This window comes from Micromonospora sp. BS32 (assembly GCF_059089345.1).
Genome location: NZ_JBSSHR010000001.1, coordinates 279,411 through 303,843, shown reverse-complemented (window position 1 = coordinate 303,843; position 24,433 = coordinate 279,411). Strand labels below are relative to the sequence as shown.

At 74.5% G+C, this 24,433-nt stretch carries 21 protein-coding genes and 2 pseudogenes; 11 read left to right on the top strand and 12 right to left on the bottom strand.

Going from position 1 to position 24,433, the window contains the following annotated elements:
- Positions 1–77: 77 nt before the first annotated feature.
- The gene (locus AC5RWQ_RS01410; protein WP_494281144.1) at positions 78–1,040 is read left to right on the top strand and encodes a TIGR03557 family F420-dependent LLM class oxidoreductase; all 963 of its coding nucleotides are present in this window, start codon (positions 78–80) and stop codon (positions 1,038–1,040) included.
- A complete protein-coding gene (locus tag AC5RWQ_RS01405) occupies positions 1,037–1,924 on the top strand; it encodes an alpha/beta fold hydrolase (protein WP_494280908.1) in 888 nt (295 codons plus the stop codon). Before AC5RWQ_RS01410 ends, AC5RWQ_RS01405 begins: the two co-directional genes overlap by 4 nt.
- 162 nt (positions 1,925–2,086) lie before the next feature.
- Here the strand turns inward: AC5RWQ_RS01405 and AC5RWQ_RS01400 are convergent, their stop codons facing one another.
- From AC5RWQ_RS01400 to AC5RWQ_RS01360, 9 genes and pseudogenes are all read right to left on the bottom strand, one after another.
- Positions 2,087–3,184: a hypothetical protein gene (locus AC5RWQ_RS01400; RefSeq protein ID WP_494280907.1), complete on the bottom strand. Its 1,098-nt coding sequence runs from the start codon at positions 3,182–3,184 to the stop codon at positions 2,087–2,089.
- Positions 3,181–3,705 (bottom strand): SigE family RNA polymerase sigma factor, encoded by a 525-nt coding sequence (locus AC5RWQ_RS01395; protein WP_494280906.1) that lies wholly within the window; start codon positions 3,703–3,705, stop codon positions 3,181–3,183. Before AC5RWQ_RS01395 ends, AC5RWQ_RS01400 begins: the two co-directional genes overlap by 4 nt.
- 76 nt (positions 3,706–3,781) lie before the next feature.
- Positions 3,782–4,582, bottom strand: coding sequence for an endonuclease/exonuclease/phosphatase family protein (locus AC5RWQ_RS01390; RefSeq protein ID WP_494280905.1), 801 nt, complete (start codon positions 4,580–4,582; stop codon positions 3,782–3,784).
- Between the two features lie 10 nt (positions 4,583–4,592).
- Positions 4,593–6,086 (bottom strand): phosphatase PAP2 family protein, encoded by a 1,494-nt coding sequence (locus AC5RWQ_RS01385; protein ID WP_494280904.1) that lies wholly within the window; start codon positions 6,084–6,086, stop codon positions 4,593–4,595.
- Positions 6,087–6,163: 77 nt separating this feature from the next.
- Positions 6,164–7,165: a YihY/virulence factor BrkB family protein gene (locus tag AC5RWQ_RS01380; protein WP_494280903.1), complete on the bottom strand. Its 1,002-nt coding sequence runs from the start codon at positions 7,163–7,165 to the stop codon at positions 6,164–6,166.
- Positions 7,158–8,165, bottom strand: a complete 1,008-nt coding sequence (locus tag AC5RWQ_RS01375) for a diacylglycerol/lipid kinase family protein (RefSeq protein WP_494280902.1) — start codon at positions 8,163–8,165, stop codon at positions 7,158–7,160. Before AC5RWQ_RS01375 ends, AC5RWQ_RS01380 begins: the two co-directional genes overlap by 8 nt.
- A gap of 126 nt (positions 8,166–8,291) precedes the next feature.
- A pseudogene (locus AC5RWQ_RS01370) lies at positions 8,292–8,495 on the bottom strand (Clp protease N-terminal domain-containing protein); the annotation flags it as partial.
- A gap of 159 nt (positions 8,496–8,654) precedes the next feature.
- Positions 8,655–8,870 (bottom strand): annotated as a pseudogene (locus AC5RWQ_RS01365) (Clp protease N-terminal domain-containing protein); the annotation flags it as partial.
- On the bottom strand, positions 8,870–9,106 hold the full coding sequence (locus AC5RWQ_RS01360; RefSeq protein WP_334485315.1) for an HTH domain-containing protein: 237 nt from the start codon (positions 9,104–9,106) through the stop codon (positions 8,870–8,872). The gene AC5RWQ_RS01360 and the pseudogene AC5RWQ_RS01365, both read right to left, overlap by 1 nt.
- 120 nt (positions 9,107–9,226) lie before the next feature.
- Between AC5RWQ_RS01360 and AC5RWQ_RS01355 the strand changes: the two genes are divergently transcribed.
- The 6 genes from AC5RWQ_RS01355 to AC5RWQ_RS01330 all read left to right on the top strand — a co-directional run bounded on the left by AC5RWQ_RS01355 (position 9,227) and on the right by AC5RWQ_RS01330 (position 15,837).
- Positions 9,227–10,015: a PP2C family protein-serine/threonine phosphatase gene (locus tag AC5RWQ_RS01355; RefSeq protein ID WP_494280901.1), complete on the top strand. Its 789-nt coding sequence runs from the start codon at positions 9,227–9,229 to the stop codon at positions 10,013–10,015.
- A gap of 70 nt (positions 10,016–10,085) precedes the next feature.
- Complete coding sequence (locus AC5RWQ_RS01350) at positions 10,086–10,649, top strand: TetR/AcrR family transcriptional regulator (RefSeq protein ID WP_494280900.1); 564 nt, start codon at positions 10,086–10,088, stop codon at positions 10,647–10,649.
- On the top strand, positions 10,646–11,470 hold the full coding sequence (locus AC5RWQ_RS01345; RefSeq protein WP_494280899.1) for an oxidoreductase: 825 nt from the start codon (positions 10,646–10,648) through the stop codon (positions 11,468–11,470). Before AC5RWQ_RS01350 ends, AC5RWQ_RS01345 begins: the two co-directional genes overlap by 4 nt.
- Positions 11,471–11,569: 99 nt before the next feature.
- The gene (locus tag AC5RWQ_RS01340; RefSeq protein WP_494280898.1) at positions 11,570–12,403 is read left to right on the top strand and encodes a universal stress protein; all 834 of its coding nucleotides are present in this window, start codon (positions 11,570–11,572) and stop codon (positions 12,401–12,403) included.
- Between the two features lie 126 nt (positions 12,404–12,529).
- Positions 12,530–14,932 (top strand): phosphoketolase family protein, encoded by a 2,403-nt coding sequence (locus tag AC5RWQ_RS01335; protein WP_494280897.1) that lies wholly within the window; start codon positions 12,530–12,532, stop codon positions 14,930–14,932.
- Positions 14,929–15,837: a universal stress protein gene (locus AC5RWQ_RS01330; RefSeq protein ID WP_494280896.1), complete on the top strand. Its 909-nt coding sequence runs from the start codon at positions 14,929–14,931 to the stop codon at positions 15,835–15,837. Before AC5RWQ_RS01335 ends, AC5RWQ_RS01330 begins: the two co-directional genes overlap by 4 nt.
- A 15-nt stretch (positions 15,838–15,852) precedes the next feature.
- Here AC5RWQ_RS01330 and AC5RWQ_RS01325 read toward each other — a convergent pair whose 3' ends face one another.
- Positions 15,853–18,201, bottom strand: a complete 2,349-nt coding sequence (locus AC5RWQ_RS01325; protein ID WP_494280895.1) for a heavy metal translocating P-type ATPase — start codon at positions 18,199–18,201, stop codon at positions 15,853–15,855.
- A 187-nt stretch (positions 18,202–18,388) separates the two neighbouring features.
- Here AC5RWQ_RS01325 and AC5RWQ_RS01320 point away from each other — a divergent pair, with 187 nt between their 5' ends.
- Positions 18,389–19,399, top strand: a complete 1,011-nt coding sequence (locus AC5RWQ_RS01320; RefSeq protein ID WP_494280894.1) for an Acg family FMN-binding oxidoreductase — start codon at positions 18,389–18,391, stop codon at positions 19,397–19,399.
- Positions 19,400–19,537: 138 nt separating this feature from the next.
- Positions 19,538–21,163 (top strand): sensor histidine kinase, encoded by a 1,626-nt coding sequence (locus AC5RWQ_RS01315; protein WP_494281143.1) that lies wholly within the window; start codon positions 19,538–19,540, stop codon positions 21,161–21,163.
- Positions 21,164–21,280: 117 nt separating this feature from the next.
- On the opposite strand, the gene AC5RWQ_RS01310 is transcribed toward AC5RWQ_RS01315, so the two are convergent.
- Complete coding sequence (locus AC5RWQ_RS01310) at positions 21,281–21,919, bottom strand: response regulator (protein ID WP_334485331.1); 639 nt, start codon at positions 21,917–21,919, stop codon at positions 21,281–21,283.
- Between the two features lie 187 nt (positions 21,920–22,106).
- Here AC5RWQ_RS01310 and AC5RWQ_RS01305 point away from each other — a divergent pair, with 187 nt between their 5' ends.
- Entirely contained in the window at positions 22,107–23,081 is a 975-nt protein-coding gene (locus tag AC5RWQ_RS01305; RefSeq protein WP_494281142.1) for an Acg family FMN-binding oxidoreductase, read from the top strand.
- Positions 23,082–23,143: 62 nt separating this feature from the next.
- Here the strand turns inward: AC5RWQ_RS01305 and AC5RWQ_RS01300 are convergent, their stop codons facing one another.
- Positions 23,144–24,154, bottom strand: coding sequence for an NAD-dependent epimerase/dehydratase family protein (locus AC5RWQ_RS01300; protein WP_494280893.1), 1,011 nt, complete (start codon positions 24,152–24,154; stop codon positions 23,144–23,146).
- Positions 24,155–24,433: the final 279 nt, after the last annotated feature.

Sequence of the window (24,433 nt, the reverse complement as noted above, 5' to 3'; positions counted from 1 at the left end):
CCGTACCGGACGGCGGCGGTTGACCAGCGCCCGCCGGGGTATCGGAGGACGATCCGCCAGAGGTGAAGGAGAAACCAATGGTCACCGTCGGCTACACCCTGATGTGCGAGCAGGCCGGCCCGAAGCAGCTGGTCGACTATGCGGTACGGGCCGAGGCGGCCGGCTTCGACCAGCTGGTCATCTCCGACCACTACTACCCGTGGCTGGACTCCCAGGGCCACGCCCCGTACGCCTGGTCGGTGCTCGGCGCCGTCGCCCACGCCACCAGCCGGGCCGAGCTGATGTCCTTCGTGACCTGCCCGATCCGCCGCTACCACCCGGCCGTGGTGGCGCAGAAGGCCAGCACCATGGGCGCGCTCTCCGACGGCCGGTTCACCCTCGGCCTCGGCGCCGGCGAGAACCTCAACGAGCACGTGATCGGCGGCTGGCCGCACGTGCAGCAGCGGCACGAGATGTTCGAGGAGGCGCTCCAGATCATCCGCCCGCTGCTCAACGGCGAGACGTTGACCTTCTCCGGCAACCACTTCGACGTGCCCGACGCGTACCTCTGGGACCGGCCGGACCGGCCCGTCCCGATGGCCGTCGCCGCCTCCGGGCCGTCGTCCACCGCGCTGGCCGCCGAGTACGCCGACGGCATCGTCGCCACCGAGCCGGACCCGCACATCATGGAGCTGTACGACGACGCGGGCGGCATCGGGCGCCCCCGCTACGGCCAGGTGGCCATCTGCTACGGCCCCGACGAGGCCGAGGCGCGCAAGCTCGTACACGACCAGTTCCGCTGGTTCGGCATGGGCTGGAAGGTCAACGCCGACCTGCCCGACCCGGACGCCTTCGCCGCCGCCACCCAGTTCGTCCGCGAGGAGGACGTCGCCGAGGGCATCTCCTGCGGCCCCGACGTCGACAAGCACGTCGAGGCGTTCAAGAAGTTCGTCGACGCCGGCTTCACCCACGTGGCGATCGTGCAGGTCGGCGGGGAGACCCAGCCGATGTTCCTGGACTGGGCCCAGGAGCAGCTGCTCCCCAGGCTCCGCGAGCTGTGAGCCTCACCCGGTCGACCCCGCCCGCCCCGCCGACCGCACCGGGGCGGGACCGGCCGCCGCTCACCCGATCCGGCCGCTTCGGCCCGGCCGAGCTGCGCGCCGCACTCGCCGCGCCCCGCCCGGCCGCCGGCCTGATCAGCGAGTTCCGGCTGGTCGACGGGGTACGCACGCACACCCGCCGGACCGCCGACCCGGGCACCGGCGCCCCACCGGTGGTACTGGTGCACGGGCTGGCCGTCTCGCACCGCTACCTCACCCCGCTGGCCGTCGCGCTGTCGGCGACCCATCCGGTGTACGTGCCGGACCTGCCCGGCTTCGGCCTCAGCGACCGCCCCGGCCGGGCGTACGACGCGCGGGAGCACGCCGACTGGCTGGCCGCCTGGCTGGCCGCGTACCGGCTGCCGCCGGTCTGCCTGCTCGGCCACTCGTACGGCGCCGAGGTGGCCGCCGCGCTGGCCGTACGCCATCGGGAGCTGGTCGGCGCGCTGGTGCTCGCCGGCCCGACCAGCGACCCGACCGCCCGCTCCCGGCGTGGACTGGTCGGCCGCTGGCTGGTCGACACCGTCGTCGAGGCCAAGCTCCAGACGCCGATCCTGCTCCGCGACGTCTGGGACGCCCGCCCCTGGCGGGTCGCCGCCACCGTCTCCCACTCCGTGCACCACCCGGTCGAGGAGGACCTGGTCCGGATCACCGTCCCCACCCTGGTGGTGGCCGGAGCGAAGGACACCGTCGTCCCGGCCCGCTGGCGCGCCGAGGTGGCCCGGCTGGTGCCCGACGCCCGGCTGGTCACCGTGCCGGGCGCCGCGCACAACGTGGTCACCACCGCGCCGGCGCAGGTCGCCGACGCGATCCGCACCCTGCTCACCCCGACCCTGACAAGGTGAACCCATGCGCATCGGCAACACGGAAGTGCGACCGCTCGGCGGCGGCCTCGGCTGCCTCCTGATGATCCTCTTCTCGATCCTCGCCTCGGTCGTGCTGACCGTCCTGCTCAACCTGTTCCTCTGAGCGGGGCGGCCGGCCCGGTGCGGGCCGGCCGCGGGCGCTCACAGCGGGCGCCAGCCGCTCCGGTCGTCCGGGTCGTCGACCAGCCGGACCGAGGCGGCGAACCGCAGGGCGGCGGCGCGGCCGCCGAGCACGGCCAGGCCGCCGGGCAAGACCGTCACCTCCGCGTAGCAGGGCGAACAGGCGGCCGACAACTCGGCCACCTGGTAGACGCCGATGCCGGGCGTGGGGTCGCCGAACCAGGCCGGCCGCCCGGCTACGGTGGTGGCCGTGCCTCTCCTTCCCGGCCTGTCCCGACGGACCGCGATGGAGAATCCGTCTTCGTCCGTCGCGCCGGCTGCATAGTTGAGGTGGACCCCGTTCCACCGGCCGGACCGGGAGTCCACAGCCACGCCCTCCAGCCGGGCACCCTGCGGGGTCCGGATCGGCGCCAACGGCACCGTGACCGGTTCCGATTCCCAGGTCAGTCCCTCGGCCACCCGCCGGGCCACCTCGGCGGGACGCTCGGCGTCCTTCGCGGAAACGACGACCCAGCCGTCAGGGGCGTACTGCCAGGAGAGCGTTACGTCGTGCCCCGTCGGGCTGGTGTACATCCAGGCGTCGTGGCCCTGCACCGGGTCGGTGGACACGCCGGGCCCGGTCTGCTGCCCCGGCGTGCGGCTAGAGGTCTGCTGGCCCGTGAGCAGGTGGAACACCTCGTAGCCACGCGCACCCACCTTCACCGTGACCCGCCGGTCGGCCGGCCCGGTCCCGGAGGCGAGATAAAGCTCCTGGCGGGACGGGCCACCGGTGAACGCCTCGTCGGTCAGACCGTCCGGGCGCCAGCCGAGCCGGAAGGCGCGCTGCTCCGGGTCGAACGACGTGGGCGCCACCGTCGGCCACGCCGCCGTCGGGCTCGCCGCGGGCGGGCCGACCCGGTCGGCCGGGGGGCCGGCCGGTCGTACGCCGAGCAGGACGGTGACCCCCAGCAGCGCCAGGGCCGTCACCGCCGCCGCCGACCCCACCGTCCGCCGCCGACGCCGCCATACCGCCCGCTCCCCCGCGACCACCAGCCGCTCCGGGGTCAACTCCCCCGGGGACAGGTCGGCCGTGGCACGGTGCAGCATGCCCCGGACCAGGGTCTCCTCGGTGCCGTTCATCGGGTCACCCCCGTCGTCTCGCCCAGCGGCAGTTCCCGGCGCAGCGCGGCGAGCCCCCGGGCGGTCTGGCTCTTCACGTTCCCGGTCGAGCAGTGCAGCACCTCGGCGGTCTGCTCCACGCTCAGGTCGGCGTAGAACCGCAGCACCAGCACCACCCGCTGTCCCGGCGGCACCGCCGCCAGCGCGGCCCGCACCGACACCGCGTCAGCCACACCGTCGGTCGACCCCGGAGGCGCACCCCGCGGCACCGGTTCCGGTGCCCGGTCGAACAACTGGACGCCGAACCAGCGGGAACGCCGCTCCTGCCGGAACGCGTTCACCAGCATCCGGTGCACGTACGCGCCGAGGTCGTCGGCGCCCCGCGCCCGGCCCCACTTCACGTAGAGGTGGGTGAGGGTCTGCTGCACGACGTCGTCGGCCCGGTGCGCGTCACCCCCGGTCAGCAGGTACGCGGTCCGCCGCAGCCTCGGCGTCACCGCCGTCACGAACTCCACGTACTCCTGCCGCTGTGTGGCGTGCATCGACCACTCCCCGTCCCGGACGTCGGCGTCTTCACCGTACGGATGGCGCCGGAACCCGATCCGGTTGCACGGCCGTTCAGGCGGGATCCAGGTCCAGCTCGGCGAGGACCGGGTAGTGGTCGGAGGCGTACTCGGTATCGCCGCCGCGCACCACCCGGCAGGACCGCAGCCGGGCCGCGAGCGCCGGGGTGCCGAAGATGTAGTCCAGCCGCATCCCGGAGAACTCCGCGCCACCGCCGTGCCGGGTGGGCGCGGTCAGCCCCTCGTCCGGGGGCGCGCCCGTCGCCGCCCACAGGTCGACCAGACCGGCCGCGAGCAGCCCGCCCACCGCCCGGGTCTCCACCGTGCGCCCGTCCCGGCGCAGGTGCCGCCGCCGGTACGCCGCCGGCAGCCGGGCGACCCGCTCGGTGTGGTCGGCGCCCGGTTCCAGGGTGTTCAGGTCACCGGCGAGCAGGGCCAGCTCCCCCCGGCGGGTCGCCGCCGCCAGCCAACCGGCCTCCAGCAACCGCCGCACCCCGGTGTACGGGTCCAGGTGCGCGCTGAGCACCGTCAGCGGCCCGACGTCGGTGGCCAGCACCACCCGCTGCGCCGCGTGGTGAAAGGGGCGGCGCAGCGGCCCCGCCGCCAGGGTGCGCCACGGCGGGCGGACCAGCACCGCCACCGGCTGCCCGACCCAGGAACGGGCCAGGTGGGGGATCATCCCCACCCGGCCCGCCACCTCGGCCAGCAGCCCGCCGCGGTCGAAGCCGCGCAGCTCCTGCAGGGCCAGCACGTCCGGCCCCTGGGCGGTGACGACCCGGACCACCCGGTCCAGCCGGCCGGGGCCGGTGCGGTCCCGGCCACCGGTCCGGATGTTCCAGGTCATCACCCGCAGCATCGGCGGTACGTCACTCCGGCCGGGCGGCCTTGGCCAGCTCGTCGTCGAGCTCGCCGACCTGTTCCGACTCGATCGCCGGCCGGTTGCCCGCGTGCACGTCGGCGTTGGGTCGGACCACCCAGTAGAGCAACCCGATCCAGAGCGCGCTGAGCAGGATCGCGCCCATGAAGTCGGTGGGGTGGTGCATGCCGCGGTACATCCGGGAGACCGCCACCCCGACCGGCATGATCACCGCCATCGCCACGAAGAGCCACCGCCACCAGCGGTCGGTCCGGGCGAACACGATGATGGCGATCGCCGACCAGAGGCAGATGGTCGCCGCGATGTGCCCGGACGGGAAGGACGAGGTGGGCATCTGCCCGTCCAGGTTCTCCACCTGCGGGCGGGGCCGCTCGACCGCGCGGGCCGAGGCCAGGAAGAGGCTCAACTCGCCGAACATGGCCAGCACCACGAAGAGCACCGGGCGCCAGCGCCGCCAGATCGCCAGCACCAGCGGGCAGAAGACCAGCGAGACCAGCAGGATCGCGTGGGTGTCGCCGAACTTGCTCCACCACCAGCTCAGGTCGGTGAGGGTGTCGGTGTGCCGGTCGGCGAACCACCGCGGCACGTCGGTGTCGAGGGTGTCGAAGACGGTGCCCTTGGCGTGGTAGCTGACGTACATGCCGAAGGCGTAGAGCGCGCCGAAGACCAGCACCCAGCCGACCAGCAGCTCGGCGACGGCCGAGCGGGGGTGGGCCAGCACGTGCTCCTCGTCCGGGGCCGGGCTGATCTCCTCGCCGGCCTCCGGCTCCAGCCCCTCGGACAGCGGCGGCACCGGGCGGCCGCGCTCGCGCCGCCAGAGCCGGAAGGCGTACGCGGTGACGCCGAGCCATGCCGCCCCGAGCAGCCAGCCGGCGAGCACGTCGGAGACGAAGTGCACGCCCAGCGCGATCCGGGTCAGCCCGACCAGCACCACCAGGAAGGCGACGATCCCGATCGCCGGCTTGCGCCAGCGCGGCGCCATGGCCGGCAGGAAGACCAGCAGCAGCGCCCCGTACGCGACGAACGAGCCGAGCGCGTGCCCGCTGGGGAAGCTGTTGCCCGGGGCGCTGGCCACGGGCACATCGACCACCGGGCGCAGCCGGCCGACGATGGCCTTGAGCGACGGGTCGAGGATGAGCCCGCCCACCCCGGTGATGATCAGGTAGACCGCCAGCCGGGACTGGCGGCGGATCAACAGGCCGACCACGGCGATCGTGACCAGCCAGATCAGCACCGGCCGCCCGCCCAGGTCGGTGATCGCCTGGAGCACGGTGACCAGCGCGTGGTGCGGGGCGACCAGCCCGTTGAACCACTCCGCCGCCTCGTGGTCGGCGCGGTAGAGCGGGCCCCACTTGAACCGGACCAGCATCAGCAGCAGCCCGAACGCGACGCCCGCGCCGGCGATCACCAGCAGCCCGGCGATGCTTCGTTCGGCGAAATGGCCGAGCGGCCGTCGGGCCGTAGTCTCCTTGACCGCGGTCACTCCGCACCTCCCTTGTCCTCTGGCGAGGCGCTGTACCCGATCGGCGTTGCGCGTACACCGGGCTGCCGCGCGTCGGGTCAGAGTGAGGTCATCTCCCCGGTGTCCAACGTCTCCTGCCGCTCGGCCTCGGGCTCCCACAGGTCCGGCTTGGCCGGCTCCTGCACCCCGATCCGCATCGCCTCCAGTTGGGCGGCGAAGGCCAGCCCGCCGAAGAGCGCCATCCCGGTCAGGTTGGCCCAGAGCAGCAGGGCCATCATCCCGGTCAGCGCGCCGTAGGTCTGCCCGAAACCGCCGCTGAGCTTGACGTACGCGGCGAGCGCCACGCTGGCCAGCCACCACAGGACGGTGGCGATGCCGGCGCCGAACAGGAGCCAGGACAGCCCCGGCTGCTGGCGGCGGGGCGCGCGCCGGAACAGCACCGCCACGGCGAGCACGGTCAGCCCGAGGCTCAACGGCCACCGGATGACGTCCCAGGCCCCGTCGGCGAACCCGCCCCACTCGTAGTGCCGCTGCACGGAGTCGCCCATCGCCCCGCCGCCGACCAGGATCAGGAAGCCGATCAGTGCCGGTACGCCGGCGGTCACTGCGAGGATCGCGGCCCGGACGTACTTGGCCAGGGCCGGGCGGTCCCGTTCGACCCCGTAGATCCGGTTCGCGCCGCGTTCGATCTGGGCCATGGTGGTGGTGAGCGCGATCAGCCCGGTGAGCAGACCGAGGCTCAGCGCCAGCTCGCCGGCGCGTTCGGTGCGCTCCCCGTCGCCGAGCAGTTCCTGCACCATCTGCTCGCTCTGCCCGGGGGTGAGCGCCAGCAGGGTGTCGGCGACCACCTGGCCGCCCTCCTCCACGCCGAGGTCGGTGATCAGACCGGTCAGCGCGATCATGAACGGCACCACGGCGAGGCAGAGTTGCAGGGCGAACGCCCGGGAGTGGCTGAACCCGTCGCCGTAGCGGAACCGGATGAAGGCGTCCCGCAGCAGGCACCAACCGCCCTGCCGGCGCAGGGTGCGCCAGGCGTCGTCGGCGGAGAGCTCGTCCTGCGCCATCAGCCGGGTCTCGGGGACCAGCTTGGTGCTACTCACGGCGGGCCTCCTCGACCAGCCGCTCACCGCGCTTCGCCGCCGCGCTGGCGTCGTACGCCAGATCCGGGTCCCGCTCGGGACGCGGCACGCAGAGCCAGAGCGACTCGGGCCTGATCTCGGCCTTCAGGCTGCGACCCGGGTCGATCAGGTCGCCGTCGAGCTGGCGGGGCTGCGCCCGATTGCTGGTGATCTCGACGGTGCGGGCCCGGAACACCTCCATCCGGGGCACGCTGCCGCGCCGGCGCATCAGCGCCCAGCCCATCGCCAGCCAGTGCCGCAGGGTACGGGGGGTGAGCACGGCCACGTCCAGCCAGCCGTCGTCGGGCTCGGCGTCGGTGAGCAGCCGCACCCCGCCCTGCAACCGGCCGACGTTGGCGACCAGCACGGACTGGGCGCGACGGCGGCGCGGCGGCTGGTCGTCGATGGCGATGGTGACCCGCATCGGCCGGTCCCGCAGGTGCTTGGCGGCCCCCACGATGTACGCCGGCCAGCCGATCCGCTTCTTGGTCGTCTCGGAGGTGGAGTCGAGCATCTGCGCGTCGAAGCCCATCCCGGCCATCACCGCGAAGCACTGGTCGCCCACCACGCCGACGTCCAGCCGGCGCATGCCGCGCTCGACGGCGACCTGGAGGCCGGCGGCCAGGTCGTTGGAGAGGCCGAGGTTGGCGGCCAGCAGGTTGCCGGTGCCCTGGGGCAGCACGGCCAGCGCGGTGTCGGTGCCGGCCAGGGCGCTGACGCAGGCCATCACGGTGCCGTCGCCCCCGCAGGCGAAGACGACCTCGGCGCCATCGGCGACGGCCTGCTCGGTCTGCCCCCGGCCGGGATCCTCGACGGTGGTCTCGTGCCAGGCCGGCTCGGGCCAGCCGGCGGCGGCGAGGGCCTCGTTGACGGTCCGACGGAAGTCGTCGAGATCGGTCACCTTCACGGGGTTCACCACCACCGCGGAGCGCGGCGCGGCCTCACCAGCGGTCACCGGGCGCTTCTGCTCTCCACCATCCACGGCGCAAGTGTGCAGCAGATTCGGGCAGTCAGCGAGCCGACATGGCGGAAGGTTGCCTGTGCCGCAAAGAGGTTTCAACGCGGCCGCCACCGGTTGGCCCGTTCACCGCTGCGCGTCGTCCACGCCTCAGGCCGCCGTCCGCAGCGCGACCTCGACCCGGCGCCGCAGGTCGTCGAGGTCCACGCCGGCCTCGGTCAGGACCAGCGCGCCGAGCCCGCCGCCCTCCCGGAGCAGCCCGAGCAGGATGTGCTCGGTGCCGATGTGGTGGTGGCGCAGCCGGATCGCCTCGCGCAGCGACAGCTCCAGCACCTTCTTCGCCCGGGGCGAGAACCGCCCGTCGTCGGGGCGCCGGCGGCCCCACCGGCGGCGCGGCGGCGGGACCGCCTCGCGCAGCGCGTCCGGGCCGAAGGACTCCTCGATCCGGGCGACGATGGCCGCCAGGTCGATGCCGATCTCGCGCAGCGCGGCGGCGTCCGCCTCGCCGAGGCCGGTGTCGCCGCGGGCGGTGTGCCGGGCGACGGCGGCGCGTAGGTCGTCGGCGCGTACCCCGGCGTCGGCGAGCACCCGCACGGCCAGGTTGTCGGCGTCGGCGAGGACGCCGAGCAGCAGGTGCTCGGTGCCGACGGGACGTCGCCCCTCGGCCCGGGACTCCTCGACCGCCCGTCGGACGACCGTGCGGGACCGGTCGGTGAACCGTTCGAACATCACGCCTCCCAGGTACCTCGGACCGCCGGTCGCCCGGCGTGCTTCTTGTGGACCGCCTGCCGGCTGACCTCGAGCGCGTCGGCGATCTCCTGCCAGGACCAGCCCTGTCGACGGGCGTTGTCCACCTGGACCACCTCGAGCCGTTCGAGGAGCCGGCGCAGGGCGAGGACCGCACGCAGGCCGACCCGGGGGTCGGTGCTGCCGGCGGCCGCCGCGAGTTCCGTCGCCTGACTCATGGTGTCAACCTACGTTGACGAGCGGCCACTGTCAACCCTCGTTGACAGCGCCCGTGGGGCGGCCGGGAACACGACACCGGACATCCCGGCGGAAAAGCTCCCCGGTGCTACCGTCCGCTGGTGCTCCGACGTCCCACCGGCAACCGCCCCGACCTGGTCGAATGCCGCGTCACGGCCGGACCCGTGACGCTGGAGGCCGTCGGCGGGAGCGTGGTCGGCCACCGCTACCGGGAGAACTATGACGTGCTGCACGTCGACCCGGAGCTGCCGTTCGTCGCGGTCGCCGACGGCATGGGCGCCGGCGAGGGCAGCCGGGTGGCCGGCACCACCACGATGCGCACGATGGTCGAGGCGGTCCGGACCGACTGGCCGGCCATCGGGCCGCGCCGGCTGCGCGCCGCGGTGGCCGAGGCCCGGTCGCGGGTACGCACCGCCGGCGCCCGGCTGGCCGAGCTGACCGGCTGCACGCTGACCGCCCTGCTGGTCGAGCCGGACGGCGAACAGGCCTGGATCGTCCAGCTCGGCGACTCGCGGGCGTACCGGATGCGCGGCGGCGTGCTCGAACTGATCACCGTCGACCACACCGCCGCCTGGCTCGGGCTGCTGCACGGCTGGTACCCGGCGAACTCCCCCGCCGCCGACCGGGCCCGCTACCAGCTCCTGCGCTACGTCGGCCATCCCGACTCCCCGGATCCGGACGTTGCCGCCGTCCCGTTGCGCCCCGGCGACACCTGGCTGCTCTGCACCGACGGGGTGAGCGACCAGGTCGACTACCACCTGCTGCGGGAGTTCCTGGCCGACCGTGACCCGGCGCGAGCGGTCCGGGAGGTGCTCGCCGCCAGCCTGGACGACGGTGGCCACGACAACGCCACCGCCGTCGTGCTCCGGGTGCATCCCGCCACCCTCTGAGCCCCACCCATCTCCACCCGTCACGGCGAACACTCTTGACGTGCTGACAAGATGTGCAGATATTGTCAGCATGTCGAACGAACGGCTGGACGCCATCCTCGCCGCCGCCTACGAGTGCTTCACCCGGCACGGGGTGCGCCGCACGACGATGGACGACATCGCCGCCGCGGCCGGCATGTCGCGCCCCGCCGTCTACCAGTACGTCCGCAACAAGGACGACGCCTACCGACGCCTCGCCGAACGGCTCTTCGCCGAGTCCCTCGACCAGGCCCGGGCCGCCGCGACCGACCCGGCGGCGTCGCCCACCCAGCGACTGCACGCCGTGCTCGGCGCCAAGCTCGAACTGACCCTGCGACTGCACCGGGAGAGTCGGCACGCCGCCGAGCTGCTCGACACCAGCACCAAGCTCACCGGCGACCTCGTCGAGGCGTACACCCGGGAGCTGACCGACGTGGTGGCCGATGTCCTCGCCGACGTCGCCGGGCCCCGGGCCCGCGCGGTCGCCGACGTGCTGGTCGCGCTGACCCGCGGCCTGGAAGCCGACCTCACCGACCCTGACCTGCCCCGGCAGCGGCTGCGCGACGGCGTCGCGCTGGTCGTCGCCGGGCTCACCCACCCTGGAGCCCCGTCATGACGACCGTCCTGATCACCGGCACCTCCTCCGGCATCGGCCGCGCCACCGTGCGCCAGCTCGCCCGCCGGCCGGAGCTCACCGTCTACGCCACCGCCCGCAAGGTCGAGGCGATCGCCGACCTCGCCGACGCCGGCGTCCGGCTGCTCCCCCTCGACGTCACCGACGAGGCCTCGATGCGCGCCGCCGTCGCCGCGATCGAGGCCGAGCACGGCCAGGTCGACGTGCTGATCAACAACGCCGGCTACGGCGAGTACGGCCCGATCGAGGAGACCCCGATGGACCGGGTCCGGGCCCAGTTCGAGACCAACGTCTTCGGTCTCAGCCGACTCACCCAGCTGGTGCTGCCCGGGATGCGCCGAGCCGGCCGGGGCCGGATCGTCAACATCAGCTCGATGGGCGGCCGGCTGGTCTTTCCCGGCGGCGGCTACTACCACGCCAGCAAGTACGCGGTCGAGGCGATCTCCGACGCGCTGCGGCAGGAGGTGCGGCCGTTCGGCATCGACGTGACGATCGTCGAGCCGGGCCTGATCCGCACCGGTTTCGGGGCGGTGGCCGCCGAGTCGCTCGGCGCCGGCGCGGACCCGGCCGGGCCGTACCGGAAGATGGTCGCCTCGGTCGACGCGGCGATGGCCGAGTCGTACTCGAACAGGATGCTCGCGGCGACGCCGGAGACGGTGGCCGCGGTGATCGAGCGGGCGGTGACCGCCGGCCGTCCGCGCACCCGCTACGTGGTCACCGCCGCCGCCTGGGCGATGGTGCACACCCGCCGACTGCTCGGCGCCCGGGTCTTCGACGCGGTCAACCGGTTCCAGTTCCGCTGAGCCGGGTCGCCCGATCCGACCCCGCCGCCCCGCCGTCGCGACTAGCGTCGGTGGGGACGGCGTGGCCGTACCGTGCGGGGCGCCCGGGAGGTGAGCCGGATGACCGGATCCGCCGGCGCGCCGGTGGTCGCTGGCGTCGGCCCCTCGCGGCAGGACCTGGAGGTGGTCCGGGCCGCCGCCCGGGAGGCCGCCGAACACGGCCGGGAGCTGGCCCTGCTGCACGCGTTCAACTGGGAGGCCGCGCTGACCGCGCCCTCGGTGGCCGGGGCGCGGGCCGCGGCCGACGAGCTGATCTCCCGCGCCGCGGCCGTGGCCAACGAGGTCGACCCGGGGGTGTCGGTCCGCGGCGAGATCGTCGAGGGCAGCCCGCTCACGGCGCTCATCCGCCGTTCCGAGACGGCCTTCCTGGTGGCGATCGGCGACGGCGGGATGGCCGGCTGCCAGGAGTGCGTACCGGCCGACGCGCTCGCGGTGCAGCTCGCCGCCCGGGCCGGCTGCCCGGTCCTGGTCGCCCGCCCCGAGCCACCGCCGCCCGGCCCGGTGCTGGTCGGGGTGGACGGATCGGAGAGCGCGCGGGCGGCGCTCGACTTCGCCTTCGACTGCGCCTCCCGGCGGCAGGCCCGGATCATCGCGGTGTGGGTGACGGAGCCGGGCCGCCCGGACGGCGACGTGGACGCGCTGCTCGCCGAGGCGGTGGCCCGGGCCGGACGGCCGTACCGGTCGGTGGCGGCGGAGTGCCACACCGTCCGCGGCGACCCCGGCACGGTGCTGGTCGAGCAGTCCCGGTCCGCCCAGGTCGCCATGGTCGGCGCGCGCGGCGACGAGCCGTGGCGCGGGATGCTGGGCGAGGTCAGCCAGACCCTGCTCTATCACTCGCCGGCACCGGTCATCGTCGTTCGTGGACTGGTCTCCGCCGCGCCGGCCGGGGCATGACGCCCTCACGGCCCGGGACCTACGGCCCTGATCGGCGCCCGGCCCGGGACGCGAAGCTGGACCGGCCCGGGACGAAATCCCGCTTCCGGGTGCAGAACCCCCCGACCCGCGAGAGGCTTTTGCAGCATGGACACCGCTCTCGACCTGCACAGCCCCCTGACCGATGACGAGCTGCGCCGGCTGGACGCCTACTGGCGGGCGGCGAACTACCTCACCGTCGGGCAGATCTACCTGCTCGACAATCCGCTGCTGCGTGAACCGCTGGCCCCCGAGCACGTCAAGCCGCGGCTGCTCGGCCACTGGGGCACCAGCCCCGGCCTGAACCTGCTCTACGCGCACCTCAACCGGGTCATCGTCAACCGTGACCTGTCCGCCATGTTCGTCACCGGGCCCGGCCACGGCGGCCCGGCCCTGGTGGCGAACACCTGGCTGGAGGGCACCTACAGCGAGCTCTACCACTCGATCGGTCGGGACGAGACGGGCATGGCCGGGCTGTTCCGGCAGTTCTCCTTCCCCGGCGGCATCCCGAGCCACGTGGCGCCGGAGGTGCCGGGTTCGATCCACGAGGGCGGCGAGCTGGGGTACGCCCTGAGCCACGCCTACGGCGCCGCGTTCGACAACCCGGACCTGCTGGTCGCCTGCGTGATCGGCGACGGTGAGGCGGAGACCGGCCCGCTGGCCGGCAGTTGGCTGTCCAATGTCTTCCTCAACCCGGCCCGCGACGGCGCGGTGCTGCCCATCCTGCACCTCAACGGCTACAAGATCGCCAACCCGACCGTGCTGGACCGGATCCCCACCGACGACCTGCTCGCCCAGATGCGTGGCTACGGCTACCAGCCGTACATCGTCGCGGGCGACGAGCCGGAGAAGGTGCACCAGCTCCTGGCCGCCACCCTGGACCGGGCCTGCGACGAGATCGCCGAGATTCAGCGCCGGGCCCGCTCCGGCGGCCCCGTCGAGCGCCCCCGCTGGCCGATGATCATCCTGCGCACGCCGAAGGGCTGGACCGGCCCCGCCCAGGTCGACGGCAAGCAGGTCGAGGGGACCTACCGCGCGCACCAGGTGCCCATCGACGAGGTGCGAAAGAACCCGGAGCACCTGGCCGAGCTGGAGCGCTGGTTGCGCAGCTACCGGCCGGAGGAGCTCTTCGACGCCACCGGCGCCCCCGTCGCCGAGCTGTCCTCGCTGCCGCCCAGGGGTGAGCGGCGGATGAGCGCCAACCCGGTCACCAACGGCGGCACGGTGCTGCGCGACCTGCACCTGCCGGACTTCCGCCAGTACGGGGTCGACGTGAAGCAGCCGGGTGAGCCCGCTGTCGGGGCCACCGGCGAGCTGGGCAAATGGATCCGCGACGTGATCACCGCCAACCCGCAGACCTTCCGCCTCTTCGGCCCCGACGAGGTGGCCTCCAACCGGCTCGGCGCGGCCTTCGAGGTCACCGACCGGGCGTTCGTCGCCGGCACGGTGCCCGGCGACGACCACCTCTCCCCCGACGGCCGGGTGATGGAGGTGCTCTCCGAGCATCTCTGCGAGGGTTGGCTGGAGGGCTACCTGCTCACCGGCCGGCACGGCATCTTCACCAGCTACGAGGCCTTCATCCACATCGTCGACTCGATGGTCAACCAGCACGCCAAGTGGCTGAAGGTGACCCGGGGCATCCCCTGGCGGCAGCCGCTCGCCTCGCTGAACTACCTGCTCTCCAGCCACGTCTGGCGGCAGGACCACAACGGCTTCTCGCACCAGGACCCCGGCTTCATCGACCACGTGATGAACAAGAAGGCCGAGGTGGTCCGGGTCTACCTGCCGCCGGACGCGAACACGCTGCTCTCCACCATGGACCACTGCCTGCGCAGCCGGCACTACATCAACGTGGTGGTGGCCGGCAAGCAGCCGGCGCCGAACTGGCTCGCCATGGACGAGGCGGTCCAGCACTGCCGGCGCGGCCTGGGCATCTGGGACTGGGCCAGCAGCGACGACGGCCAGGAACCGGACGTCGTGCTCGCCTGCGCCGGCGACGTGCCCACGCTGGAGACCCTCGCCGCGGCCGACCTGCTCCGCAAGCACCTGCCCGAACTGAAGGTGCGGGTGGTCAACGTGGTCGACCTGATGCGCCTCCAGCCGCCGTCGGAGCACCCGCACGGCCTGCCGGACAACGAGTTCGACACCATCTTCACCCGCGACAAGCAGATCATCTTCGCCTACCACGGCTACCCGTGGCTGATCCACCGGCTCACCTACCGGCGCACCAACCACAACAACCTGCACGTGCGCGGCTACAAGGAGGAGGGCACCACCACCACGCCGTTCGACATGGTGATGCTCAACGACCTGGACCGGTTCCACCTGGTCATCGACGTCATCGACCGGGTGCCCGGGCTGGCCTCGCGCGCCGCCCACCTGCGCCAGGAGATGATCGACGCCCGGCAGGCCTGCCGCGACTACACCCGCGCCTACGGCGAGGACGACCCCCGGGTCGCCGAGTGGCGGTGGATCCGGGAGACCGACCCCGCAGTGCGGAGCGGGCAGTGAGCACGCCCGCCGGTCGCGGCGGACGGCAGACCGGCGATCCGGCCGAAGGCGAGATCCTGGTCGGCTACGACGGCTCCGCCGACGCGACGGTGGCCCTGGACTGGGCGCTCGCCGAGGCGGAGCGCAGCGGCCGGCCCGTCCGCCTGGCGTACGTCTTCGAGTGGTTGACCGTGGCCGGCTGGATCGGTCCTGGGGTGGCGCCCGGGATCTGGCCGGACGAGACGGCCCGCCGGCAGGTGGAGGAGCTGGTCGGCAAGGCGGCGACGGACGCCTCGGCGGCGCGGCCGGGGATCACGGTCCACGGGGAGGTCTTCGACGGCCCGCCCGCCCTGGTGCTGGAGGAACGGTCCGCCGAGGCGAGCCTGCTGGTGCTGGGTAGTCGGGGCCACGGCGGCTTCGGCGGGCTGCTCGCCGGCTCCACCGCGGTGGCGGTGAGCGCGCACGCGCACTGCCCCGTGGTGGTCGTTCGGGAGGCGCAGGCCGGGGCGGCCGGCCCGGTGGTGGTCGGCTTCGACAGCTCCGAGGAGTCCCGGGTGGCGTTGGGCTTCGCGGTGGAGCGCGCCGCCCAGCGGGAGGTGCCGCTGCGGGTGGTCCGGGTCTTCGAGCCGCCGGGCGACCGGTGGCGGCCGTCGGACTACGACGCCGAGGCGACCGCCGCCGAGGAGCGGTCCGCGGTCGAGCAGGCGCTCGCCCAGTGGCGGGAGACCTTCCCGGAGCTGCCGGTCACCGTGGACGTCATGCCCGGCCAACCGGCCGCCACCCTGGTCGAGGCGAGCCGGGACGCCCAGCTCGTGGTGGTGGGCAGCCGGGGCCGGGGCGGGCTGCGGGGGATGCTGCTCGGCTCGGTCGGCCAGCAGCTCATCCAGCACGCCCACTGTCCGGTGGCGGTGGCCCGGGAACGCTGACCGGGCCGCGAGCGGTCAGCGTCCGTCGCCCGGGGTGCCCTCGGCCGGGTTCAGGGAGAAGTAGTCCTCCTCCTCCTGGGCCAGGTGCAGCCGGAGCACCGCGTCCAGGCCGTACAGACTGGCCAGCAGGTCGGGCACCTGGTCCGGGCGGATCCGCCCGTCCGCGGTCTGGGTCAGGTGCCCGCCGATCCGGTCGACCAGCCGGCGGATCTCCAGGTGCCCCCGGCTCATCGTGGACGTCGCCTCCTCGCTGCCCAGCGGGCCGGCCAGCGCCGGATAGAGCTGCCGTTCCTCGGCGCTCTCGTGCGGCAGCACCTCGTCGGTGAGCCGCCGGTGGGTCTCCCGCAGCGCCGGCAGGCACTCCGGGGCGTCCGGGCGGGTGGCGACCAGGTCGGCGGTGTCGCGTACCCGGGCCAGCACGTCGCGCACCCCGGCGTGCTGGCCGGCGTACCGGTCGAGCAGTTCGCGGGTGCCCGGCGGGACGTCCCGGCGGCGCAGCCCGCCGGTCAGGGCGCGCAGCGCGTTGAGGATCACCAGGACGTCGATGCCCTCCTGGAGGAAGGCGCCGCCGACCGGGGGCAGCCGGCCGGCCGCGGCGACCAGCATCGCCAGCACGGCCAGCCCCATCCCGACGGTGGCGCTCTGCACCGCGATCCGGCGAGCGTGCCGGGCGATCTCCACCGCGTCGGCGAGCCGGTCCAGCCGGTCCACGGTGAGCACCGCGTCGGCCACGTCCGCCGAGGCGGTCGCCCCGGTGGCGCCCATCGCCACCCCGACGTGCGCCTCGGCGAGCGCCGGGGCGTCGTTGACCCCGTCGCCGACCATCACGGTGATCGCCCGGGCCGACTCGGCCTTCACCCGGGCCACCTTCTCCTCCGGGGAGCACTGGGCCAGCGCCTCGTCCACCCCGACCGCCCGGGCCACCTGGTCGGCGGTGCGGGGCCGGTCCCCGGTGAGCATCACCAGCCGTTGCAGCCCCGCCTCGCGCAGCCGCCGCACCGTGCGCCGGGCGTCGGGGCGGACCGGGTCCTCCAGCAGGATCGCGCCCAGCGGACCGTGCTCGTCGCTCACCCAGACCGTGGACCAGCCGGCGAGTTCGGCGCGTTCCCGGGCCAGCCGCGCCCACTCCGGCGGCTCCCCGGCGAGCTGACCGACCCGCACCCGGCGGCCGTCGACCCGCCCGTCGACCCCGCGCCCGGGCTCCTCGGTGACGTCCGACGGCTCGGCCAACGCCAGCCCACGCTCGCGGGCCTGGCGCACCAGCGCGACGGCCAGCACGTGCGGGGAGAGCTGCTCGACCGACGCGGCCAGCCGCAGCACCTCGTCCCGGTCCCCGCCCGGGGCCACCACCGTCTCGGCCGCCCGCGGCTTTCCGGCGGTGAGCGTCCCGGTCTTGTCGACCAGCAGGGTCCGGGCCCGGCCCAGCAGCTCCAACGAGCCACCGTCGCGGACCAGCACCCCCCGCCGGGCCACCCGGGACAGCCCCGACACGATCGCGATCGGGGTGGCCAGCAGCAGCGGGCACGGGGTGGCCACCACCAGCACCGCCACCGCCCGGATGAACTGCCCGGACAGCAGCCAGGCCAGCCCCGCCAGCAGCAGGGTGAACGGCACGAACGCCGCCGCGTAGCGGTCGGCGAGCCGGACCATCGGCGCCTTGCGGGCGGTCGCCTCCTCGGCCAGCCGGACGATCCCCGCGTACGTGCTCTCCGCCGCGTTGCGGGTGGCCCGCAGCCCGACCGCCGCGCCGGAGTTCACCACGCCGCTGGCCACCTGCTCACCGGCGGCCCGGTCCACCAGCTGCGACTCGCCGGTCACCGCCGACTCGTCGAGGGTGGCGGCGGCGTCGAGCGTCCCGTCCACCGGCACCACGTCACCGGGGCCGACCAGCAGTCGGTCGCCGGCCGCGACCCGGTCCAGCGGGACCACCTCGATCCGGCCGTCCGCCGTCCGCCGGCGGGCCTGCCGGGGCGCGCGTTCGAGCAGCGCCCGCAGGTCACGGGTGGCCCGGCGCTGGGCGTACGTCTCCAGCGCCCGGCCGGTCGCCACCATCACCGCGATCACCGCGCCGGCCAGGTACTCGCGCACGACGAGCGCCCCGGCCAGCGCCAGCACCGCGATGACGTCCACCCCGAACTGCCGGCGCCAGAGCTGCCGCAGCACCGCCCAGGCCGCCGGGAGCAGGGCGACCAGGGTCACCGCCGTCCAGACCAGGTCGGCGGCGCCGCGCCAGCCGGCGGACCACAGCCCCGCCCCGAGCAGCACCGCCAGGGTCAGCAGGGTCAGCGGCGCCCACTCCCGCCAGTCGACCCGGTGCCGGCCGACCGGCCGCTCCGGAACGCACTCCCGCTGCTCCTGCCTCACCTGCGGATCGTCGCAGCGGCGGCCGGGAGGTGCGGCGGATCCGGAGGAATCGGGCGGGCCGAAGTGCTCACGCGACGGGACCTGCGTACCGTGCGTCGCACCGGGCAATGAAGAAGGATGGGAGGCGCATCCCGCCCCGGGACCGTCGGGGTGGGGCACGATGGGGAGAAACGGAAAGGTCGTGACGATGAGCCACGAGACGCCGGCTACGGACCGCCCGCTGACCACCGCGCTCGCGGAGGCCGCCGGGATGGCCGGCCACGCCCCCTCGGTGCACAACACCCAGCCGTGGCGCTGGACGGTCCTACCCGACGCACTCGAGCTGCGGGTGGTCCAGGACCGCCGGCTCAGCGCCATGGACCCGGAGGGCCGGCTGCTGGCGATCAGTTGTGGCGCCGCACTGCACCACGCCCGGGTGGCGCTGGCCGCCGAGGGCTGGACGGCGCTGGTGGAGCGCATGCCCGACCCGGCCCGACCGGACCTGCTGGCCCGGCTTACCGGCTTCACGCACACCGGGGCGGACCCGAACGCCATGCACCTGGTGCAGTGCATGCAGGTACGCCACACCGACCGGCGGCCGGTCAGCGACGAGCCGATCCCCGACGCCACGCTCGACGAGATCGACCGGGCGGCCAGCCGCGAGGGCGTGAACCTCCAGATTCTCGACGACACCCAGAAGATCCAGCTCGCCAGCGCCGCCCAGCAGGCCGCCGCGGTCGAGGCGGGCAATCCGGAACTGCTGCAGGAGCTGGCGTACTGGACGAGCCGGGCCGGGACCGGCACCGGGCTGCCGCCGGAGGTGCTGCCCGAACAGGCCCCGCAGACCACCGTCCCGGGCCGTGACTTCGGCCGCCCGGGCACCCTGCCGGTCGGCCCCGGGCACGACCGGGCGGCCGTCTACGCGATCCTCTGGGGCTCGGAGGACGAACCGGACAGCTGGCTGCGCGCCGGTGAGGCGCTCTCCGCCGCCTGGCTCACCGCGACCCGGCTCGGGGTGTCCCTGTTGCCGCTCAGCGGCGTGGTGGAGGTCGACGGCACCCGGCAGGCACTCCGCCACATCCTCTCGGACCTGGGCTTTCCGTACCTCTCGATGCGGCTGGGGCTCGCGGACCCGACGCACGCCGGCCCGCCGCACACGCCGCGGCTCGACGTCGCACAGGTGGTGGACACCTCGGCGGTACGCGACGAGCGCCCGTGACGGGCTCGTGCCGGGCGGTCACCGGGCGATAGCATCGCCTGCGTGGCTCCCAGCGCACCGAACCCCCGCAACGACCACCTGCCCTCGCTCGGGCTGAGCCCGCTGTCCCGGGTTCGGCTCGACGAGTTGCTCCAGGAGATGCTGGACCGGGTCGGCGAGGTGGTGACCAGTCGGGAGCGGCTGCGCGCCCTGCTCGACGCGGTGGTCGGCATCGGCTCCGACCTCGACCTGCGCAGCACCCTGCAACGGATCGTGCAGGCGGCGTGCGAACTGGTCGGTGCCCGGTACGGCGCCCTCGGGGTGATCGGGTCCGACCGGATGCTGCACGACTTCATCATCCACGGCATCGACCCGGAGCTGCACGCGAAGATCGGCGACCTGCCGCACGGGCGGGGTGTGCTCGGCCTGCTCATCGACGAGCCCCGCCCGGTACGCATGCCGGACATCACCCAGCACCCCAAGTCGTACGGCTTCCCGCCGCACCACCCGCCGATGCACAGCTTCCTCGGCGTGCCGGTGCGCATCCGCGACCAGGTCTTCGGCAACCTCTACCTCGCCGAGAAGCAGGGCGCTCCCGAGTTCAGCGAGGACGACGAGGAGATCGTGGTCGCGCTGGCCGCCGCGGCGGGTGTGGCGATCGAGAACGCCCGGCTCTACGCGCTGGCCCACCGGCGGGAGCGCTGGCTGGCCGCCACCGCCGAGATCACCTCGGTGCTGCTCGGCGAGGTCCGCCGTACCGACGCGCTGGCCCTGGTGGCCCGCCGGGCCCGGGAGGTCGCCGAGGCGGAACTGGCCCTGGTGCTGCTCTACGACGAGGACGCCGGCCAGTTCACTGTCGAGGTCGTCGACTCGGCCGACGACGCCGCTCAGGAGCTGGTCGGCGCGGTGCTGCCGGCCGAGGAGACGAGCTTCGCCGGCCCGGTCATCGAGCACCGGCACGAGCGGGTGGAGAACCTGGCCGAGGCGGCCCCGTGGCCGGTGCCGGTGGTCGCCGGCCCGGCGGTGGTCTCGCCGCTCGCCGCGGCGGCCACCCTGCACGGTGTGCTGGTGATCGCCCACCGGCCAGACGCGGCGCGGACCCCCGACGACGACGTGAAGCTGCTGGGCAGCTTCGCCGGCCAGGCGGCGCTGGCCATGGAACGGGCCCGCGGCCAGGAGGAACGCGAGCTGCTGGTGGTCCTGGAGGATCGCGAGCGGATCGCCCGCGACCTGCACGACGTGGTGATCCAGCGGCTCTTCGCCACCGGCCTGCAACTGCAGAGCGGCGCGATGAACGCCCGGCCCGAGGTGGCCAAGCGGATCAACGCGGCCGTCGACGACCTGGACGCCACCATCCGCGACATCCGGCGCACCATCTTCGAGCTGCGTACCCCGATGAGCGCGGCGCTGCGCACCGAGATCCGGGAGGCGGTCGACGTGGCCGCCGCGTCGCTGGGCTTCCGACCCGCCGTGGAGCTGGACGGGCCGATCGACAGCGCGGTGCCCGACTCGGTCCGGCCGGACCTGACCGCGGTGCTGCGGGAGGCGCTCTCCAACGCGGTCCGGCACGCCGAGGCCAGCCGGGTCGCGGTCGCCGTCCGGGTGGACGCCGGTCGAGTCGCGGTGACGGTCACCGACGACGGCAAGGGTTGTGACCCGGCCGCCGCCCGGGGCGGCCTGATCAACCTGCGGGAGCGGGCCGAGCGGCACGGCGGCGAGTTCGAGGTACGCCCGGTGCATCCGCACGGCACCGAGCTGTCCTGGTGCGTGCCGCTGCGCGACTGAGCGCAGTCGCCGGCCCGCCGTCCGGGCGGGCCGTCTCCGGGCGGGCCGTCTCCGGGCGGGCCGTCTCCGGGCGGGCCGGAGCACTGCCCCGGCGGGCCGGCGCGGCCGCGCCGGCGGTCAGTGGGTCTTGCCGAGCAACCGGGTGGCCAGCACGGCGGCCTGGGTACGCCGCTCCAGGCCCAGCTTGGCCAGCACGCTGGAGACGTAGTTCTTCACCGTCTTCTCGGCGAGGAACATCTTGCCGGCGATCTCCCGGTTGGTCAGCCCCTCGGCCACGTACTCCAGGATCCGGCGCTCCTGCTCGGTGAGCGTCTTCAGCTCGCGGGGCTGCTCGACGCCGCTGCGGATGCGCTCCAGCACCCGGGTGGTGATCGCCGGGTCGAGCAGCGACTGACCGGCCGCCACCCGACGCACGGCGTCGACCAGGTCGGTGCCGCGGATCTGCTTGAGCACATACCCGGCCGCCCCCGCCATGATCGCGGCGAAGAGCGCCTCGTCGTCCTCGTACGAGGTGAGGATCAGTCCCTTGATCGACGAGTCCACGGCCCGGACGTCGCGGCACACGTCGATGCCGTTGCCGTCGGGCAGCCGGGCGTCGAGGATCGCCACGTCCGGCCGGAGGGCGGGAATACGGCGCGCCGCCTCCTGCGCGGAGCCGGACTCACCGACCACTTCAATGTCACCGCTGCTCTGCAGCAGGTCGGCAAGGCCACGGCGGACGACCTCATGGTCGTCGAGGAGGAACACCCGAATCATCCCTCGTTTCTACCCGCCCGGACCGTCCGCTACACGGGCCGAAGGTCCCTACCGTGGGGCGCCGCGGCGGGCCGGGGGCCCCGACCGGGACGGGACGTCCGGCCCTGCCCGCGCCCCCCGCCGGTGACGGACCGTGTAGACGGACCCATCGGGAGGCGGTACGACCTGCCACGGAAGGAGCATGACCATGGACACCGGCTTCACCGTCGCGCAGCTACGGGCCGCCGTCGCGGATGCCGTGCGCGCGCCCTCCCTGCACAACACCCAGCCGTGGCGCTTCCGGCTGCGCGACGGCGGGATCGAACTCTCGGTCGACCCGGCGCGGCGGCTGGCCGCCACCGACCCGAGCGGCTGGGGCGCCCGGATCTCCTGCGGCGCGGCCCTGTTCAACCTGCGGCTGGCGCTCGCGGTGGCCGGCACGCCGGCGACGGTGCGGCTGCGGCCGTACCCGGCCGAGCCGGACGTGGTGGCCCGGCTGGTGCCGGACCTGCCACGCCGCGCGACCCCCGGCGAGCAGAGCCTGTACGCGGCCATCCCGCGCCGGTTCAGCAACCGGGCCCCGTTCTGGCCGGACCCGGTGCCCGCCGACGCCCGCTGGCAACTGGGTGAGGCGGCCCGCGCCGAGCAGTGCTGGCTGGAGCTGCTGATCGGCACCAGCGCCGTCAACGCCTTCGCCGAGATCGCCCGCAGCGCCCACCGGGTGCTCGAACGCGAACCGGCGTACGTGGCGGAGCGGGCCGCGTGGATCCGCTCGGAGCCCTCCCCGGACGGGGTGCCGACCGCCGCCGGCGGGCCGCAGAGCGAACCGCAGGACCTGCTCCCGCAGCGCGGCTTCGGCGGGCGCAACCGGGCCCCGGGACGCGACTTCGAGCCGGAGCCGCTGGTCGCGGTGCTCGGGTCGGCGGGGAACACCGCCACCGACCAGATCATCGCCGGCCAGGCCCTTCAGCGGGTGCTGCTCACCGCCACCGACGCCGGGCTGAGCGTGTCGATGCTCTCCCAGCCCATCGAGGTGCCGGGGGCGCGGGAGGCGCTGCGGCTGTCGCTGGGCCGGTTCGGCACGCCGCAGATGGTGATGCGGATCGGGTACGGCCAGCCCGGCATGGCCACCCCGCGACGCCGGGTCGACGAGCTGCTCGACCTGCCGGTGGTGCCGGCCTGAGGGCATGCGGCGGGGCCGGGTGGTCCGGCCCCGCCGGGTCTCGCTGCGCCCCGGCCGGGGGTTCAGGGCCGCGGCGCAGCGGTCGCGGCCAGGAGCGCCGCCTCCCGTTCCGGGTCCAGGCCGACCGGCGCCCGCGCCGGACGACCGGCGCGCGGTGGCACCCCGCCCACCTCGCGCAACCAACGCCAGGTGTCGGCGACCGTCTCGGCCACCGGGCGGCAGACCAGCCCCGCCGCGTACGCCCGCTCCACGTCGCGCTCCTGCAACCAGCGGTACTCGTGCCCGCGTGGGATCCAGATCGGCAGGTCGTTCCAGGGCTCCACGCCGGCGGCCAGGATCGGCGCCGGGTCCGTCCAGCGCAGCACCGCGTCCGACCCGGTCGCCGCGACGGCCGCGTCGAGCAGTTCCCCCATCGTCGTGTGCCCGGTGCGGCCCACCACGTTGTACGCCCCGCCGAGCCCCTCCGCACCCCGGTCGAGCAGCCAGATCGCCAGGTCCCGCACGTCGATGTACTGCACCGGCAGGTCGCGGGGCCCCGGCGCCAGCACCGCGCCACCCCGGGCGATCCGGTTCAGCCACCAGGGCAGCCGCCCGATGTCCTCCCCCGGCCCGAGGATCAGCCCGGCCCGGGCCAGCAGCGCCCGGTCGCCCAGGACCTCCACCGCGGCCCGCTCGCCACCGGCCTTGAGCTGCGCGTAGTCCCCGTCGACCGCGTCCGCGGCCGCCTCGACGACCGGCGCGTCCTCGGCCGAGCCCGGCTCCACCGGCGCGGCGTAGACCGAGCCGCTGGAGACGTAGGCGTAGTGCCCGACGGAGCCGGCCAGCACCCGCGCCGCGTCCCGCACCGCCCGGGGCGCGCCGTCCCAGGTGTCCACCACCAGGTCCCATGCCCCGCCGGCCAGCGCCGCCAGCCCGTCCGGCGCCGTGCGGTCACCCCGCAACCGGCGTACGCCCGTCGGCACCTCCCCGTGCAGTCCCCGGTTGAACACCGTCACCGGCCAGCCTCGCCGTACCGCCTCGGCCACGATCGCCCCGCCGACGAACCCCGTCCCACCCAGCACCAGCAGTCTCATGCGTCCCAGCCTGCCGGGCGGTGGCCCGGGCCGGCACTCCTGTTCACCGGCAGCGGATCTGCCCTCGGCAGAAAGCCTCCCGGACGGCCCCGAATCAGATGCCTTGGGCACCCGTGCGCCGCCTGTCCGGTTGCGGGTCCGGCACGGCCCGGGTGTCCCGTGACCGGCGGCACCCCCGGCCCGGAATCGCAGGCGAGCCCAGGTCGTTACACCCTCCGTACGACCGCAGCAGCAGCCCCCGCTGCCTGGCCGATGGACGACGAACCCCCGGAATGACGC

Coding starts and splice junctions, on each gene's coding strand:
- AC5RWQ_RS01410 (WP_494281144.1), top strand. CDS start 78: ATGGTCACCGTCGGCTACACCCTGATGTGCGAGCAGGCCGGCCCGAAG.
- AC5RWQ_RS01400 (WP_494280907.1), bottom strand. CDS start 3,184: ATGAACGGCACCGAGGAGACCCTGGTCCGGGGCATGCTGCACCGTGCC.
- AC5RWQ_RS01395 (WP_494280906.1), bottom strand. CDS start 3,705: ATGCACGCCACACAGCGGCAGGAGTACGTGGAGTTCGTGACGGCGGTG.
- AC5RWQ_RS01390 (WP_494280905.1), bottom strand. CDS start 4,582: ATGCTGCGGGTGATGACCTGGAACATCCGGACCGGTGGCCGGGACCGC.
- AC5RWQ_RS01360 (WP_334485315.1), bottom strand. CDS start 9,106: ATGAGTCAGGCGACGGAACTCGCGGCGGCCGCCGGCAGCACCGACCCC.
- AC5RWQ_RS01350 (WP_494280900.1), top strand. CDS start 10,086: ATGTCGAACGAACGGCTGGACGCCATCCTCGCCGCCGCCTACGAGTGC.
- AC5RWQ_RS01345 (WP_494280899.1), top strand. CDS start 10,646: ATGACGACCGTCCTGATCACCGGCACCTCCTCCGGCATCGGCCGCGCC.
- AC5RWQ_RS01340 (WP_494280898.1), top strand. CDS start 11,570: ATGACCGGATCCGCCGGCGCGCCGGTGGTCGCTGGCGTCGGCCCCTCG.
- AC5RWQ_RS01335 (WP_494280897.1), top strand. CDS start 12,530: ATGGACACCGCTCTCGACCTGCACAGCCCCCTGACCGATGACGAGCTG.
- AC5RWQ_RS01320 (WP_494280894.1), top strand. CDS start 18,389: ATGAGCCACGAGACGCCGGCTACGGACCGCCCGCTGACCACCGCGCTC.
- AC5RWQ_RS01315 (WP_494281143.1), top strand. CDS start 19,538: ATGCTGGACCGGGTCGGCGAGGTGGTGACCAGTCGGGAGCGGCTGCGC.
- AC5RWQ_RS01310 (WP_334485331.1), bottom strand. CDS start 21,919: ATGATTCGGGTGTTCCTCCTCGACGACCATGAGGTCGTCCGCCGTGGC.
- AC5RWQ_RS01305 (WP_494281142.1), top strand. CDS start 22,107: ATGGACACCGGCTTCACCGTCGCGCAGCTACGGGCCGCCGTCGCGGAT.
- AC5RWQ_RS01300 (WP_494280893.1), bottom strand. CDS start 24,154: ATGAGACTGCTGGTGCTGGGTGGGACGGGGTTCGTCGGCGGGGCGATC.